This window comes from Serratia sp. BNK-33-b, from assembly GCF_048684565.1.
GTDB lineage: Bacteria > Pseudomonadota > Gammaproteobacteria > Enterobacterales > Enterobacteriaceae > Serratia > Serratia marcescens.
The window spans coordinates 490,762-506,596 of record NZ_JBLQTZ010000001.1 but is presented as its reverse complement, the minus strand read 5'-3'; the positions used below and the strand labels follow the sequence as shown (position 1 = coordinate 506,596).

The 15,835-nt window shown below is 61.5% G+C and carries 13 protein-coding genes and 1 riboswitch; of the genes, 5 read left to right on the top strand and 8 right to left on the bottom strand.

From position 1 onward, the window contains the following. Positions 1-8: 8 nt before the first annotated feature. From dhaL to ACMGGK_RS02395, 3 genes are read right to left on the bottom strand one after another with little or no spacing between them, the layout of a single operon-like run. On the bottom strand, positions 9-641 hold the full coding sequence (dhaL, locus tag ACMGGK_RS02405) for a dihydroxyacetone kinase subunit DhaL (protein WP_016930145.1): 633 nt from the start codon (positions 639-641) through the stop codon (positions 9-11). Positions 642-650: 9 nt separating this feature from the next. Further along, positions 651-1,721, bottom strand: coding sequence for a dihydroxyacetone kinase subunit DhaK (gene dhaK, locus ACMGGK_RS02400; RefSeq protein ID WP_015379086.1), 1,071 nt, complete (start codon positions 1,719-1,721; stop codon positions 651-653). A 51-nt stretch (positions 1,722-1,772) separates the two neighbouring features. Further along, entirely contained in the window at positions 1,773-2,873 is a 1,101-nt protein-coding gene (locus ACMGGK_RS02395; protein ID WP_016930147.1) for a glycerol dehydrogenase, read from the bottom strand. A 352-nt stretch (positions 2,874-3,225) separates the two neighbouring features. Between ACMGGK_RS02395 and ACMGGK_RS02390 the strand changes: the two genes are divergently transcribed. Next, positions 3,226-3,888: a DUF1190 family protein gene (locus tag ACMGGK_RS02390; RefSeq protein WP_004937226.1), complete on the top strand. Its 663-nt coding sequence runs from the start codon at positions 3,226-3,228 to the stop codon at positions 3,886-3,888. A 3-nt stretch (positions 3,889-3,891) separates the two neighbouring features. Beyond that, positions 3,892-5,052, top strand: coding sequence for a glutathionylspermidine synthase family protein (locus ACMGGK_RS02385; protein ID WP_420276652.1), 1,161 nt, complete (start codon positions 3,892-3,894; stop codon positions 5,050-5,052). Positions 5,053-5,100: 48 nt separating this feature from the next. On the opposite strand, the gene ygiD is transcribed toward ACMGGK_RS02385, so the two are convergent. After that, a complete protein-coding gene (gene ygiD / locus ACMGGK_RS02380; RefSeq protein ID WP_028127592.1) occupies positions 5,101-5,883 on the bottom strand; it encodes a 4,5-DOPA dioxygenase extradiol in 783 nt (260 codons plus the stop codon). 322 nt (positions 5,884-6,205) lie between these two features. On the opposite strand from ygiD, the gene ACMGGK_RS02375 reads away from it, so the two are divergent. Continuing rightward, on the top strand, positions 6,206-7,738 hold the full coding sequence (locus ACMGGK_RS02375) for an alkaline phosphatase (RefSeq protein ID WP_151254420.1): 1,533 nt from the start codon (positions 6,206-6,208) through the stop codon (positions 7,736-7,738). Positions 7,739-7,792: 54 nt separating this feature from the next. Here ACMGGK_RS02375 and ribB read toward each other — a convergent pair whose 3' ends face one another. After that, positions 7,793-8,446 carry a 3,4-dihydroxy-2-butanone-4-phosphate synthase gene (ribB, locus tag ACMGGK_RS02370; protein WP_004937218.1) on the bottom strand — a complete coding sequence of 218 codons (654 nt, stop codon included), beginning with the start codon at positions 8,444-8,446 and terminating at the stop codon, positions 7,793-7,795. A gap of 109 nt (positions 8,447-8,555) precedes the next feature. Continuing rightward, positions 8,556-8,716, bottom strand: a riboswitch (FMN riboswitch). Positions 8,717-8,861: 145 nt separating this feature from the next. On the opposite strand from ribB, the gene ubiK reads away from it, so the two are divergent. Next, the gene (ubiK, locus tag ACMGGK_RS02365) at positions 8,862-9,137 is read left to right on the top strand and encodes a ubiquinone biosynthesis accessory factor UbiK (protein WP_004937216.1); all 276 of its coding nucleotides are present in this window, start codon (positions 8,862-8,864) and stop codon (positions 9,135-9,137) included. A gap of 51 nt (positions 9,138-9,188) precedes the next feature. Here ubiK and hldE read toward each other — a convergent pair whose 3' ends face one another. The 3 genes from hldE to ACMGGK_RS02350 all read right to left on the bottom strand — a co-directional run bounded on the left by hldE (position 9,189) and on the right by ACMGGK_RS02350 (position 14,887). After that, the gene (hldE, locus tag ACMGGK_RS02360) at positions 9,189-10,619 is read right to left on the bottom strand and encodes a bifunctional D-glycero-beta-D-manno-heptose-7-phosphate kinase/D-glycero-beta-D-manno-heptose 1-phosphate adenylyltransferase HldE (RefSeq protein ID WP_004937214.1); all 1,431 of its coding nucleotides are present in this window, start codon (positions 10,617-10,619) and stop codon (positions 9,189-9,191) included. 77 nt (positions 10,620-10,696) lie between these two features. Continuing rightward, positions 10,697-13,534, bottom strand: a complete 2,838-nt coding sequence (gene glnE / locus ACMGGK_RS02355; RefSeq protein ID WP_420276651.1) for a bifunctional [glutamate--ammonia ligase]-adenylyl-L-tyrosine phosphorylase/[glutamate--ammonia-ligase] adenylyltransferase — start codon at positions 13,532-13,534, stop codon at positions 10,697-10,699. A 45-nt stretch (positions 13,535-13,579) separates the two neighbouring features. Then, complete coding sequence (locus ACMGGK_RS02350; RefSeq protein ID WP_033639359.1) at positions 13,580-14,887, bottom strand: inorganic triphosphatase; 1,308 nt, start codon at positions 14,885-14,887, stop codon at positions 13,580-13,582. A gap of 278 nt (positions 14,888-15,165) precedes the next feature. Between ACMGGK_RS02350 and ACMGGK_RS02345 the strand changes: the two genes are divergently transcribed. After that, positions 15,166-15,786, top strand: coding sequence for a TIGR04211 family SH3 domain-containing protein (locus tag ACMGGK_RS02345; RefSeq protein WP_016930153.1), 621 nt, complete (start codon positions 15,166-15,168; stop codon positions 15,784-15,786). Positions 15,787-15,835: the final 49 nt, after the last annotated feature.

The window sequence follows — 15,835 nt, the reverse complement described above, 5'->3', positions numbered from 1 at the left end:
GCCTCCTGCTAACTGCCGGCGACCTCGGCCAGCGTTTTCATCATCAACATCACCGAAGTGGCGCCGGGATCCTGGTGGCCGATGCTGCGCTCGCCCAGGTAACTGGCCCGCCCTTTGCGCGCCTGCATGGTGATGGTGCTCTCCACCGCCCGCTCGGCGCTGTCGGCGGCGCGCTGCAGCGCCTCCGCCACGCTCAGGTTCTGCTGCGCGGACTGGCCGAGACTGTCCACCACCGGCCACCAGACGTCGCACATGGTCTTGTCGCCCGGCTCCGCCTTGCCGCGCATCACCACGCCTTCCACCCCTTCCTGCATCACCTGATGCAGCTCCGCCAGATCCAGGCTCTGCTTGGCGTTCGCCGCCTGCGCCGCGCGGATGAAGAAGGTGCCGAACAGCGGACCGCTGGCGCCACCCACGCTCGACAGCAGCGTCATGCCGGTGTTTTTCAGGATAAAGCCGATATCCTTGTCCGCCACCGACGGCAGCTTTTCCACCACCTTGTTGAAACCGCGATTCATGTTCAAACCGTGGTCGGCATCGCCGATCTCGGTGTCCAGCTGGGTCAGAAAATCGCGCTCCCGGCTGAACACCTCGCCGCAACGCATCAGCCAATCGACAACCTGTTGTTTGGTCAACGCCATGATTCCTCCTCAGCAACCCCAACGCAGCGCAGGCGTTTTCACCGGCGCATCCCACAAGGACAACAGCTCGTCGTCCACGTTCAACAACGTGATGGACACCCCCTGCATATCCAGCGAGGTGCAATAAGAACCCACCAGGTTGCGTTCAATGATGATGCCCGCCTCGGCGCAGCGCTCCGCCAGCCGATGGTACACGCCATACAACTCAGACAATGGCGTGGCGCCCAGATTGTTGACCAGCGCGATCACCCGATCGCCGCGCGTCAGCGGCTGCTTGGTCTGCATCTCGTCGCGCCACTCGCCCTGCTGACGATCCCAGACGCGGATCGCGCGCTGATAGTGGCCGTGGTCGATCAACGTATGGAACATGTCGTCCACCGCCGCGTTGAGCGTGGTGAACGGGCGGCGCGCAATGCCCGGCTCGCCGTGAATGCCGACGCCGAACTCCATTTCGTTCTCCGCCAGGGTGAACGACGGCTTGCCGGCGGCCGGCACGGTACAGGCGCCCAGTGCGATGCCGATTGAATGCCCGTGGTTGTTGATGCGATGCCCCAGCGTCACCACGCTGTCCAGATCGTCGCCGCGCGCCGCGGCGGCGCCCAGCAGTTTCTCCATCAGCACGGTGTTGGCCACCCCGCGCCGCCCGGCGGTAAACAGGCTGTCTTTGACCGCCACGTCGTCATCCACCAGCACCGTCGCCACCGCGACGCCGCTGTCGTGCAGCAGCTCGGTGGCGGTTTCGAAGTTGAGCACGTCGCCGGTGTAGTTCTTGATCAGCAGCAGCACCCCGGCGCCGCCGTCGATCGCCTGACCGCACTCGTACATTTTATCCGGCGTCGGCGAGGTGAAAATCTCGCCCGGACAGGCGCCGTCGAGCATCCCTTCACCGACGAAGCCGCAGTGCATCGGCTCATGGCCGCTGCCGCCGCCGGACAAGATCGCCACCTTGCCCGCCACCGGCGCGTCGGCGCGGGTCACGAACACCGGATCCGCGTGCACCAGCAGCTCGGGATGGGCCTCCGCCAGCCCCTGCAATTGCTCCTCCAACACCGACTCGACCTGATTAATCAGTTTTTTCACGATGGTTTCCTCTGTAAGAACAGGGGCGCGGCGCACCGCGCCCCAACGGTATCAATGACGCTGCAACCAGGCGGCGCCCAGCCTATCCGCCGTCAGGATCGCCGCCTGCACGCCCGCAGGGGTGACCTTGAACGGCATGTTGTGAATGGTTTCACCCGCGGCACAGCTGGCCTCGGCCACCGCCATCATCTTCGCCGCCGCATCGCCGGTGACGCCCATCTGCGCCAACGTGATCGGCAGGCCGATGTCATGACAAAACGCCAGCACGGTTTCAATCTGCGCCATCGGGCTGTTCTGCAGCATCAGTTGCGCCAGGGTGCCGAACGCCACTTTCTCGCCGTGATACAGGTGGTGACACTCCTCCAGCACGGTGAAACCGTTGTGAATGGCGTGCGCCGCCGCCAGCCCGCTGCTCTCGAAGCCGATGCCGCTCAGATACGTATTGGCCTCAATGATGCGTTCCACCGCTTCCGTCACCACGCCGGCCTCGACCGCCAGCTTGGCCTTCACCCCTTCGGCCAGCAGCGTGTCGTAGCACAGCCGCGCCAGACTGAGCGCCGCCAGCGTCGATTTGCCGCCGGCCATGCTGGTGGCCTGGGCGTCGAAACAGGCCTGCGCTTCGAAATAGGTGGAGAGCGCGTCGCCCATGCCGGCCACCAGCAGGCGCACCGGCGCGTTGGCGATGATGGCGCTGTCCATCACCACCATGTCCGGGTTGCGCGGGTAGATCAGGTATTCGGCGAATTCGCCCTGTTCGGTGTAGATAACCGACAGCGCGCTGGTCGGCGCATCGGTGGAGGCGATGGTGGGAATGAGCACCACCGGCAGCCGTTGGTAGTGGGCGACGGCCTTGGCGGTGTCGAGCGTTTTGCCGCCGCCGACGCCGATCACCCCGCGGCAGCCATGGGTCTGCAGCTCGCAGCCAAGCCGGTCTATCTCTTTACGGCAGCACTCGCCGTTGAAGCGGGCCGCATGATGTTTCACGCCGTGCTGCCGCAGGCTACCCATCAGGGTGTCGCCCGCCAGCTGCATCACGAAGTCGTCGGCGATCACGAAATAATGGTCGGCGAGGGATTTGGCGTATTCGCCGACGGCGGCCAGCGCATTGGCGCCCTGAATGTATTTGCCTGGTGACTGGATGATTCTCAACATAACCGGATCCTTGTAGGGAGTTGGCGATGGTACGTTCAGATATCAGGTGATGACGCGCCGACTTCGCCGCCGGCTTGTTGTTGTGCTTCGACTATGAGCGCCTGCCGCCCACCTGGCGAGCCACGCGATTTTTGTTCCATTATGGAACATCATCATAGCGACAACGTTTCATGATGAAACGCCAACGCGCGTTTTTTCGCCGCGAAAGCGAACTGGCGCACACCCCAACGTATAACTGCGTAAAGAGTCGATTCTGCGGGCGTTTCAGCTTTAATTTTGACCATGTTTCCCCTATCCTTAGCGCCACTACTGGGAAAGGGCGAAAACAGCCCGCATGATGGGATTGATAACGATGAAACGGACAAAAAACATCAACCAAGAGACGTTCCGCAAATCCTGGCGCAGCTACCGTGTCGCGCCCGTGGCTTTGGCGATCAGCGCCGTCTTTATGCTGGCCGGCTGCGAGAAGAGCGATGAAACGGTCTCCCTGTATCAGAATGCCGATGACTGTTCGCGCGCCAATCCTTCGATGAGCGAGCAGTGCACCACCGCCTACAACAATGCCCTGAAAGAAGCCGCGAAAACCGCGCCGAAATACGCCACTCGCGAAGACTGCGTCGCCGAGTTCGGCGAAGCGCAGTGTACCCAGGCTCCGGCACAGGCCGGTATGGCGGCGGAATCACAAAGCAGCGGCAGCTTCTGGATGCCGCTGATGGCGGGCTATATGATGGGCCGCCTGATGGGCGGTTCCGGCTTCGCGCAGCAGCCGCTGTTCACCTCCAAGAACGCCGCCAGCCCGGCGAACGGCAAGTTTGTCGACGCCAGCGGCAAGAGCTACGGCCCGGCCACCGCCGGCGGCCGCACCATGACGGTGCCGAAAACCGCCATGGCGCCGAAGCCTGCGGTCACCAATACCGTGACCCGCGGTGGTTTCGGCGAGACCGTGGCCAAGCAGACCAGCATGCAGCGCAGCAGCGCCACTTCCAACTCCGGCTCTCGCAGCATGGGCGGTTGATGCATGAAACGTATTGCTATTACCGAGCGCCCGGACTGGCGTGAAAAAGCGACCGAGTTCGGTTTTCGTTTCCACACCATGTACGGCGAGCCGTACTGGTGTGAAGACGCCTATTACCAGTTCACGCTGGCGCAGATTGAAGAGATCGAAAGCGCCACCGCCGAGCTGCATCAGATGTGCCTGCAAGTGGTGGAAAAAGTGGTCGGCAGCGACGAGCTGATGGCCAAGTTCTGCATCCCGAAACACACCAGGGAGTTCGTGCGCAGCTCCTGGCGCACCAACCAGCCGTCGCTGTATTCGCGTCTCGATCTGGCCTACGACGGCGTCAACCCGCCGAAGCTGCTGGAGAACAACGCCGATACGCCGACCTCGCTGTATGAAGCGGCCTTCTTCCAGTGGCTGTGGCTGGAAGACCAGATCAATGCCGGCAAGCTGGATCCGCAATCGGATCAGTACAACAGCCTGCAGGAGAAGCTGATCGAGCGTTTCGGCGAGCTGAAAGCGCACCACGGCTTCGGCCTGCTGCACCTGGCGTGCTGCCAGGACAGCGAAGAAGATCGCGGCACGGTGCAATATCTGCAGGACTGCGCGCAGGAAGCCGGTCTGCCGACCGAATTCCTGTTCATGGAAGAGATTGGCCTTGGCGAGAAAGGCCAGTTCACCGATCTGCAGGATCAGGTGATCGGTAACCTGTTCAAGCTCTACCCGTGGGAATTCATGCTGCGCGAGATGTTCTCCACCAAGCTGGAAGACGCCGGTGTGCGTTGGCTGGAGCCGGCCTGGAAGAGCATCATCTCCAACAAGGCGCTGCTGCCGCTGCTGTGGGAAATGTTCCCGAACCACCCTAACCTGCTGCCGGCTTATTTCGCGCAAGACGATCATCCGCCGATGGATCATTACGTCACCAAACCGCTGTTCTCGCGGGAAGGCGCCAATATCCAGATCGTCGAAAACGGTCAGGAAGTGGCGCGCGTCGATGGGCCGTACGGTGAAGAAGGCATGATCGTGCAGCAGTTCCATCCGCTGCCGAAGTTCGAAGACAGCTACACGCTGATCGGCAGCTGGCTGGTGAACGATCAACCCTGCGGCATCGGCCTGCGCGAAGATCGCGAACTGATCACGCAGGATCTGTCGCGCTTCTATCCGCACACTATTCTCGGCTGATCGCCCCGCTGAAAGCAAAAACGCCAGTCTCTGACTGGCGTTCTTTCTTTACCCCACCTGTACCGACAGCATGCTCAGCGCCCCCATTTCGATACCGTCGATCGGCACGCTGATGGTCTCTTTTCCATCCCAACCGCCAAGCACATACAGCAACGGCAGATAGTGTTCCGGCGTCGGATTCGACAACGCCGCGCCCTCATGGCGCATGAAATCCACCAGCGGGTGATTATCGCCCCGATAACGCAGGTTATCCCGGACAAAGTTATTGAACGATTCCGCCCATGGGTAGGCGCTGGTGTCGCCCTGCCATTTCACCATGCGCAGGTTGTGCACCACGTTGCCGCTGGCGACGATCATCACGCCCTCATCCCGCAGCGCCGCGAGTTTGCGGCCCAGCTCATAGTGGTAAGCCGCCGGCTGCGTGCCGTCGACGCTGAGCTGCACCACCGGGATATCGGCATTGGGATACATCTTGATCAATACGCCCCAGGTGCCGTGATCCAACCCCCACTCGCCGAGATCCGCCGTTACCGGCACTGGCGCCAGAATGTGCTGCAGCTGCGCGGCCAGCGCGGGAGAGCCTGGCGCCGGATAACGGGTATCAAACAGCGCCTGCGGGAACCCGCCAAAGTCGTGAATGGTTTTGGGTTTTTCCATCGCGGTGACCGCAGTGCCGCGGGTATACCAATGCGCGGAAACCGCCACGATCGCCTTCGGGCGCGGCAATGACTCACCCAACGCACGCCATGCCCGGGTGTAACGGTTGTCTTCCAGCACGTTCATCGGGCTACCGTGGCCAAGAAACAGTGCCGGCATACGAGAGGTGTTCATAGAGGGATCCTTAGTTCAAATTGTGCTATGGCGTTACATTACGCGCTTTGCCGCAGCAACACAGCCGGATAACCGTGATGAAGATATTCAATAAATTTGAATTAAAAGTAGAGAAATACGCCGGTCAACAGAAAGATAAAAAAATCATATATTTCAATAAAATAATAAGATCAGTGAATACCATGACATTACTGCCACACAGATCCAATTTGTGAACAATTTATGTATTTTTTGTTAACAAAATCTATACACTCCTCCTCTGCCGACGGGAGCAGGCAACGCCGTCGCGCGATGGGAATTACGTCTCACCAAGGAGGAATTCATGTTCAGACTCACACTGGCAACCCGCCTGGCGCTTTCCATGTTCTTACTCGCCGGCTGGACGGCAACCACCGGCGCGGCGGACAACGCGCAACTGACGCAGCGCGAAGATCCTTACTTCCTTCAGGCGCAAACTCAGCTGCAACAGCGACTGAAACAAACCCCAAACACCAACCGCGCCAAAAACGTCATTCTGGTCGTCGGTGACGGCATGGGGTTTTCCACCGTGACCGCCGCCCGCATTTTTGAAGGGCAGCAGCGCGGCGTGGACGGCGAATCCAACGTGTTGGCCTGGGAGGCCTTCCCCTATCTGGCGGCGGCCAAAACCTACTCCGCCGACGCCCAAATCACCGACTCTGCGCCCAGCGCGGTGGCGATGACCACCGGCGTCAAAACCATCAACGATCTGATGGGTCTCGATCATACGGCTACCCTCAACAACTGCGAGGATCAGCAAACCAAGGCCGTCACCACACTGTGGGAGATGGCCGCAACGCTCGGCATGTCCACCGGCGCCGTGACGACCGCCACCATTACCCACGCCACTCCGGGCGCCACCTATGCCCATATCGCCAATCGCGACTGGGAGTCTGACGCCAAAATGCCGGCAAATGCCCTGGCCGCAGGCTGCCGCGACATCGCGCGCCAGTTGGTGGAAATGAAGTACGGCAACGGCCTGAACGTAGCGATGGGCGGCGGGCGCGCCAACTTCCTGCCCGACAGCGTGAGCGATCCGGAATACCCCGGCAAGAAAGGTGCCAGAAAGGACGGCCGCGACCTGACGCAGGCCTGGCTGCAACGCTACGGCGAGCGCGGACAATACGTCTGGAATCAGGCGCAGTTCAACAAAATCGAACCGGGCAACGTCGACCATCTGCTGGCTCTGTTCGAGCCGTCGCACATGAACTTCGAGCACGACCGGCGACAAGACGCGGCGGGAGAACCCTCACTGGCGGAAATGGCCGGCAAGGCCATCGATATTCTGTCCAGGAATCCTGAGGGTTATCTGCTGTTGGTGGAGGGTGGGCGCGTCGATCACGGCAGCCATAACGGCAACGCCTACCGCACGCTGAGCGACGCGGTCGCCCTGAACGAAGCGGTGAAAACCATCGTCGATAAGGTCGATCTGGACGACACGCTGGTGATAGTGACCGGCGATCACAGCCACACGCTGACCATCGCCGGCTATGCCAAGCGCGGCAATCCTATCCTCGGCATTTCCGTCGGCGTCGACGGCAAACCTCGGCTGGGCAGCGACGGCAAGCCCTACACCACCCTCGGTTTCGCCAATGGCCCCGGCGGCGCGATCCCGCTGACCGAGCGCCCGGCATTGACCATGGAGCAAACCACCGCGCCCGACTTTATTCAGCCGGCGCTGGTGCCGCTGAACAGCGAGACGCACGGCGGGGAAGATCTCGGCATCTACGCCATCGGCCCCTGGGCGCATCTGTTCCAGGGCACGGTGGAGGAGAACTACACCTTCCACGTGATGAATTACGCCAGCCGCATCGGCGAACACCTGTCAAAACGGTAGCCACAAAAAAAGCCGCTTTACGCGGCTTTTTTTATCGTTGAAAGCGGCCGGCTATCAGCTGGCTTTTTTCTCGTGCGCCTGGCGGTAGGCCACCAGATCTTCGATGGTCAGCACCACCATGTCGTGCTGTTTGGCGAAGGTGATCACTTCAGGCGCGTGCGCCATGCTGCCATCGTCGTTGGTCAGTTCACACAGCACGCCGGCTGGTTTGAAACCGGCCATGGAAACCAGATCGATGGTCGCTTCGGTGTGGCCGCGACGGCTCAACACACCGCCCGGCTGCGCGCGCAGCGGGAACACGTGGCCCGGGCGGTTCAGGTCGCTCGGCTTGGCGCTGTCTGCCACCGCCGCACGGATGGTGGTCAGGCGATCGGAAGCGGAAACCCCGGTGGTCACGCCCTGCGCCGCTTCGATGGTCACGGTGAAGGCGGTCTGGAACTGGCTGGAGTTATTGGTCACCATCATCGGCAGCTCAAGCTGCTGACGGCGTTCTTCGGTGATGCACAAGCACACGATACCGCTGCCGTGGCGAATGGTCAGCGCCATCTGCTCAACGGTCATGGTTTCCGCGGCGAAGATCATGTCACCTTCGTTTTCACGGTTTTCATCATCGAGCACCATTACGCCGCGCCCGTTGCGCAGTGCGTCGATCGCGCGTTCAACGCGTTCTGTTGGCGTGCCGAAGTCTGAAAGTAGCGTCTGATTCATGGTAAAAAACCTCATTAAAAATTATGGATTACCAGAACCAGGGCGATCTTGAGGAGTAGCTAGCAATAGCTAAAAAAATAACGCAAGCGGGCGCATGCCCGGCAGATACCGTTACTCTCTCCCATCCGGACTATAACCGTCGGCCCCGGAATTACACCGGATCTGCTGACCTCTAACCGGCCTTTACAGGCTGGCTGAGCGCTCGCGGGCTTTCACCGTAGAAGGTGATTTACCGCCGGTGGGGACTTTCACCCCGCCCTGAGAATAAGCAAGATGACTATAACGCTAATGGGTAGGCAGGGCAATTGGCAAAAGCACAATTCGGCCACGTACGGCGAATGCGCTTAATGGTTTATCCGACGGGCAACTCGCATTACACTAAGCGGCAGCTATTAAACTCTGAAAGGGATACGCCATGATTGACCCGAAAAAAATCGAACAAATCGCACGCCAGGTTCATGAGTCCATGCCTAAAGGCGTTCGTGAATTCGGGGAAGACGTTGAGAAAAAAATCCGTCAGGTGCTGCAGTCGCAGCTGACCCGTCTGGATTTGGTTAACCGCGAAGAGTTCGACGTGCAGACTCAGGTGCTGTTGCGCACCCGCGAGAAGCTGGCGCTGTTGGAGCAGCGCATGGCCGAGCTGGAAAGCAAGCTGAGCGCGGCGCCGGCCGCCAAGCAGGAAGACGAATAATTCCCGCCAAGGGCGCGCACCGCGCGCCCTTGTACTTTACGTCGCCCGGCGTTAGCCGCGCCCGTCTTTGATCGCTTTGATGATGTTGGTGGTCGACAGGCCGTCTTCAAAGTTCAGCACTTTGACATCGCCGCCGTTGGCCCACACCTCCGCACTGCCGGCAATCTCTTCCGGCTTGTAATCGCCGCCTTTGACCAGCAGATCCGGCAAGATGTCGGCGATCAAGCGCTGCGGCGTGTCCTCCTCGAACGGCACCACCCAATCCACCGCTTCCAGCGCGCCCAGCACGATCATGCGGTTCTCCAGCGCGTTGACCGGGCGTTTTTCCCCTTTCAGGCGTTTGGTCGACGCATCGCTGTTCACCGCAACGATCAGGCGATCGCCCAGCTTGCGGGCGTTGGCCAGATAAGAGACGTGGCCGGCATGCAGAATGTCGAAGATGCCGTTGGTCATCACCACTTTCTCGCCGCGCTGACGCGCCTGCGCCACGGCGTTTTTCAACTGCGCTTCGGTCATCACGCCAAAGCCGGTTTCGGCGCGGCCGCGCACCGCGTTTTCCAGCTCGATGGGCGACACGGTAGACGTACCGAGCTTACCCACCACCACGCCGGCGGCGGCGTTAGCAAGGAAGCAGGACTCTTCCAGCGAGTTGCCGGCGGCCAGCGAGGCGGCCAATACGCCGATCACGGTGTCGCCGGCGCCGGTCACATCAAACACTTCCTGCGCCTGAGTCGGCAAGTGCAGCGGCTCAACGCCAGGCTGCAGCAGCGTCATGCCGTGTTCGGAGCGGGTAACCAGCAGCGCCGACAGCTCGAAATCCGCCACCAGCTTCATGCCGCGTTCCACCAGTTCCGCCTCATCCTTACAGTGGCCCACCACCGCTTCGAACTCGGACAGGTTCGGCGTCAGCAGCGTCGCGCCGCGATAGCGCTCGAAATCGGAGCCTTTCGGATCGATCAGCACCGGCACCTTGGCGGCGCGCGCCAGCTGGATCATGCCCTGCACCTGGCTGAGCGCCCCCTTGGCGTAATCGGACAGCACCAGCGCGCCGATCTGCGGCAACGCCTGCTGAATGCGCTCCAGCATCGGCTGCGGATCGACGTTGGAGAAGCCTTCTTCGAAGTCGAGACGGATCAGCTGCTGGTTGCGCGACAGCACGCGCAGCTTGGTGATGGTCGGATGGGTCGGCACCGAGACGAAGTCGCAGCGCACGTTGACTTCATTCAGTTTGGCGCTCAGCGCCCGCGCCGCATCGTCGATGCCGGTCAGGCCCACCAGGCGGGAAGTAGCGCCCAGCGAAGCGATGTTCATCGCCACGTTAGCCGCGCCGCCGGGACGCTCTTCGATGGTATCGACCTTGACCACCGGCACCGGGGCTTCCGGTGAAATGCGGCTGGTCGGCCCATACCAATAGCGATCCAACATGACGTCACCGACCACCAGCACACCGGCGCGGCGAAAATCAGGCAGCGTAACTTTCATCCGATAACTCCAAAAAAGAACAAAATTTTAGTGGCGCAGATATTACCACAGACCGCCGGAATACCCGCAAAAAGGTATCAATCCAGCCATTTGGCCCAGCTGGCGCGCACCTGCTCGCGCTCGGCGGCAAACAGCTCGCTGTCGACCTTGCCGGAATGCTCCTGCAGCGCCAGGTGGTGGATCTCGTCGCGCATGGTGACATAAGCCTGGGTCAGCGCGCGCGCCTCCTCTTCCGGCATGATGTCGTAATTGGCCATCAGCTCGAAGATGCGCACATTGTCCGACCAACGCGTCAGGCGCGGTTCACCCGGCGCATAGCGTAAGACCAGATATTGGGCGATAAATTCGATGTCGGTAATGCCGCCCTCATCAGCTTTGATATCAAACAGATCGCGCTGCTTGTTACCGAGATGGTTGCGCATCTTTTCGCGCATCTCGCGCACTTCGCGCTTCAGGGTCTCCGGATCGCGCGTTTTGCACAGGATCTCGCGCCGGATCGCGTCGAACTGCTGATGCAGCGCCGGGTCGCCATGCACGATACGCGCGCGCACCAGGGCCTGATGTTCCCAGGTCCAGGCTTCATTTTGCTGGTAGTCGGCGAACGCCTCGACGGTGCTGACCAGCATCCCCGCGGCGCCGGAAGGCCGCAGCCGCGCGTCCACCTCATACAGAATGCCGGAAGAGGTGCGGGTGCTGAACAGATGCATCACCCGCTGCGCCAGCCGCAGGTAGAACTGGCGGCCGTCGATGCAGCGATCGCCGTCGGTCATCACCTCCGGCGGGCAATCCAGCAGGAACACCAGATCGAGGTCGGAACTGTAACCCAGCTCCCAACCGCCCAGTTTGCCGTAGCCGATCACCGCAAAGCCGCGCCCCTCACGCTCCTGCAAATGGGTGGGCTGGCCGTAGCGCGCCACCATGTCGATCCAGGCCTGCTGCACCACCGCGTCGATGATCGCCTCAGCCAGATAAGTCAGGTGATCGCTCACTTTCATCACCGGCAGCGCGCCGGCGATATCCGCAGCGGCGATGCGCAGCTGCTGCGCCTGTTTGAACTGACGCAGCGCCTCCAGCTTTTGCTCTTCGTCGTCTTCCGGCACCCGCAGCAGATATTGCCGCAGCTCGCTGCGGTAGGCGTCCAGCGCCACCGGCTGATACAGCGTGGCCGGATCCAGCAGTTCGTCCAGCAACAGCGGGTAACGCGACAGCTGGTTGGCGACCATCGGCGACGCGGCGCACAGGCGGATCAGATGACTGAGCGCCGCGTGATACTCCACCAGCAGCTCGAGGTAGGTGGTGCGGGTGACGATGCTGAGCAGCAGCTGCGCCAGCCGCACCAGCGCGGTCGGCGCGTCCTGCCGCGGGCACACCTCCGCCAGCAGGCGCGGCATCAGCTGATCGAGCACGTCGCGGCCGCGCGGGCCGATGGTGCGTTTGTCGACGTCGTGGCGGAAATCGGCGATGGTGCGCAGCATCTGTCGACGCGCCTCTTCGTCGAGGTGCGGCGTCAGCGGCGCCAGCTCGTTCTCCTCCAGCGCGTCCTGCCACAGGCTGTGGTAGTGCTGGTAGTCGGGATCTTCACCGACATCCGGGCTATCGTCGCCGATCAGGTCGTCGAACACCGCGCGCACCGCCTGCATGTGCGCGTCCAGCGCCACCATCAGCGCCGGCCAATCCGCCAATCCCATGCCGTAGGCCAACCGGGCCTGATCGAGCGCCTCCTGCGGCAGCGTCTGGGTTTGCTGATCGCCGATCGCCTGCAGCAGGTTCTCCAGCCGCCGCAGGAACAGGTAGGCGGCGCTCAGCGCCCGCACCTGCTCGGCCTCCAACAGCCCCAGCTCGCCCACCGCCTGCAGCGTCGGCAGCAGCGAACGCCCCTGCAGCGCCGGCTCGCGGCCGCCGCGGATCAGCTGGAATACCTGAGTGATGAATTCGATTTCTCGAATGCCGCCGGCGCCCAGCTTGATGTTGTCCTTCAGACCGCGCCGCCGCACTTCACGGGCGATCATGCCCTTCATGTTGCGCAAAGATTGGATGACGCTGAAATCGATGTAGCGGCGGAACACGAACGGCCGCAGGGTTTTGCGCAGCTCCTGGCTATAGGCGTCTTCCGCCCCGCCCATCAGGCGCGCCTTCACCATCGCATAGCGCTCCCAATCGCGCCCCTGCTCCTGATAATAATCTTCCAGCGCCGCGAAGCTCATCACCAACGGGCCGCTGTCGCCGAACGGCCGCAGCCGCATGTCCACGCGATAGACGAAGCCGTCGATGGTTTGCTGATCCAGCGCCTTGATCAACCGCTGGCCGAGGCGGGTGAAAAACTGGGCATTGTCCAGCTCGCGCCGTCCGCCCTGGGTCTGGCCGTTCTCCGGGTAGGCGAAGATCAGATCGATATCCGACGAGAAATTCAACTCGCCGCCGCCCAACTTGCCCATGCCGAGGATCAACAGCGGCTGCGGCTCGCCGGCGGCGTTGCACGGCGTGCCCCATTCGCGGCAGCAGGTTTGGTACAGCCAGTCGCGCGCGCTGACGATCAACGTTTCCGCCAGTCCGCTCAGCTGCAGCAGCGTTTCTTCGGTCGAACACAGCCCCTGAGCCTGCGCCCAGGCAATGCGTACCAGCGTTTCACGGCGAAACAGACGCAGCGTGCGCATCAGCTGCGCCTCGTCGCGCACCTCTTCCAGCTCGTCCTGCAGCCAGGCGGCATAGTGCTGCCACTCGCCGGGCGCCGGCGGCTGTTCGCGCAGCGTCGCCAGCCAGGCAGGCTGAGCGAGCAGCGCGTCGCTGACGAAATCGCTCGACGCCAGCACCCACTGTTCCTGCTCGCTAAAGGCGCAGTCCGCGCCGTGAACTTCCTGAAAACGCTGCACAATCTGCTGTGCCTGAGCCTGTAACGCGGCTGAAAGTGGCGACATAGTGTATGACCCGTTCTGCGGCCCACGGCTGGCGGGCCGGCTGGATTAACGAAGCGCGCCGTTTAACCAGAATGGCGCATGCGATAAGGCCTGTTTGCGGCTGGCTTCATACCAGCCCTGACGGCGCTCGCTCAGCGCCGCCTGCAGCTCGCGCCAGGCCTCGATATAAGGCCCGGTCTGCTCGTCGGGATAAGCGCCCGACAGCAGGACCAGCGCCGAAATCTGACGCGTCAGGCGCGGCAATTGTTCCTGATATTCATCTTCGTTCAGCGTACGGCTGAAGGCCTCTTTCAGCTCTGCGCCGCTGCGCCCCAGCATGATGTCGCTGAAGCGTTTGAAAGAACCATCCAGCTTGGCCTGCGCTTTGGCGTCGATAAACGGCCGCCAGGCGCCGCTCACCAGCCATGATGTGAGCGCCAACTTACATTGCAGGTAGACCGCGCTGTAGCACAGGGTCTCTGGTTGCGCGGTTTTGTCCGCCAACAGCGGTTCGAGCTCGGTCAGGCGGGCGCGCAGATCGGCGCTGGCCTTGCGCGGCACCAGGCCGCCGAAGATCACCAGCGCCTGGCGGATCGTTCCGACCGCCTCAATCACCGAAGCGCGCGCCTGCGCGTCGCCGCGCAGCCACAGCTCTTCATGGTACTGCCAGTGGCTGAGCGCCAGCTCGAAGGCGGCGATCATCCCCTGCTCTACGGTCGCCTTCGCCGCCGGCTTCAGCACCCGCAGCGGACGCACCTCACGCGGCGGATTGCCCTGCGCCAGGTGGTAACCGCGCGCCGCCTTGCTCAGGCTGCCCTGACGCAGCCCGTCGTGCGCCGCCAGCTCACCGGCCAACGCCAGCAGATCGGCGGTATTGCCTTTCAGCAACTCCAGTTCTATCTCACTCAGGGCTTCGCTGAGATCACCGGCGCGCACCTCACCCTGATCCAAGCCAATCTCTATCTCGCTTTGGCCGTAAGTAACCACCCACTTCTCACGCACGAAATCAGTACGGAACAGCGGTTGCAACGCCTGCTGCAGCGCCGCGATATCGCAATCCTGCGGCCAGATGTCGGCAGGGAACTGCGCCAACGCCAGCTGCGGCTCGGCGATAGCGACATTGTATTCCGGGCGCTGGTGCAGGCCGCCCACCACTTTACCGGCGGTTTTGATGGTCATCTCAAAGCGATCGTCGAAACCGCGAATGCGCAGCCCCATGTCGTGACGGCGCAGGAAGTTGTCGGCCGTTTCGAAGTAAATGTTGGTCAGCTTTTGCGGCGCGGAATGCTGATGCGGCCAGGCGGCGAGCCAGTGTGGCAGAGCGGCCACCGCTTGCGGCGCGGCGATGAATTTCAGTTCAATTTCAACGGTCATAATTCTTTAACACCAATAAGTTACGCATTCGCGTCGGTTTCAGCGCGGCGCGCTCGGCCCGCCGTATGCTGCCCACTGACGCACAGTTGTCATTATCTTACCGCGATTCCCAGCGCCTTAACCCTGCTAACTGTAGAAAAAACCTGTTACGTTATAAAACGCTGCGCAACTCACAGAATCAGCCACAGTAAGATAGTTCTCATTCCGGTTTTGGCGTTGCGTCGTCAGACTGAACCCTCTACTATCGTTCCATAAATTCACCCAGAAACGATGAACTAATGCAGAAATTACGCCTGATTTTCCTTGCCGCGCTGAGCTTCAGCATCACTTGGGCCGCACATGCCGAAGATAAACGCTATATCTCCGATGAGTTAAGCACTTACGTCCATAGCGGCCCAGGTAATCAGTACCGTATTGTCGGCACTCTGAACGCCGGTGAAGAAGTGACCCTGCTGAGCGTCAACGACAGCACCAATTACGGCCAGATCCGCGATCCGAAAGGCCGCACCACCTGGATCCCGCTCGATCAGCTCAGCCAGACGCCAAGCCTGCGCACCCGCGTGCCGGAGCTGGAACAGCAGGTGAAAACCCTGACCGACAAACTGGCCAACATCGATAACACCTGGAACCAGCGTACCTCGGAAATGCAGGAAAAAGTCGCGGGCAGCGACAGCACCATCAGCAGCCTGCAGAAGGAAAACCAGGATCTGAAAAACCAGCTGGTGGTCGCGCAGAAGAAGGTCAACGCCGTTAACCTGCAGCTCGACGACAAGCAGCGCACCATTATCCTGCAGTGGTTCATGTACGGCGGCGGCGTTGCCGGCGTCGGTTTGCTGTTGGGCCTGCTGTTGCCGCACCTGATCCCGCGTCGCAAGAACAACAATCGCTGGATGAACTGATTTCAGTATCGTTCAGTTTGAGTATGGGCGCCTGCGGGCGCCTTTTTCA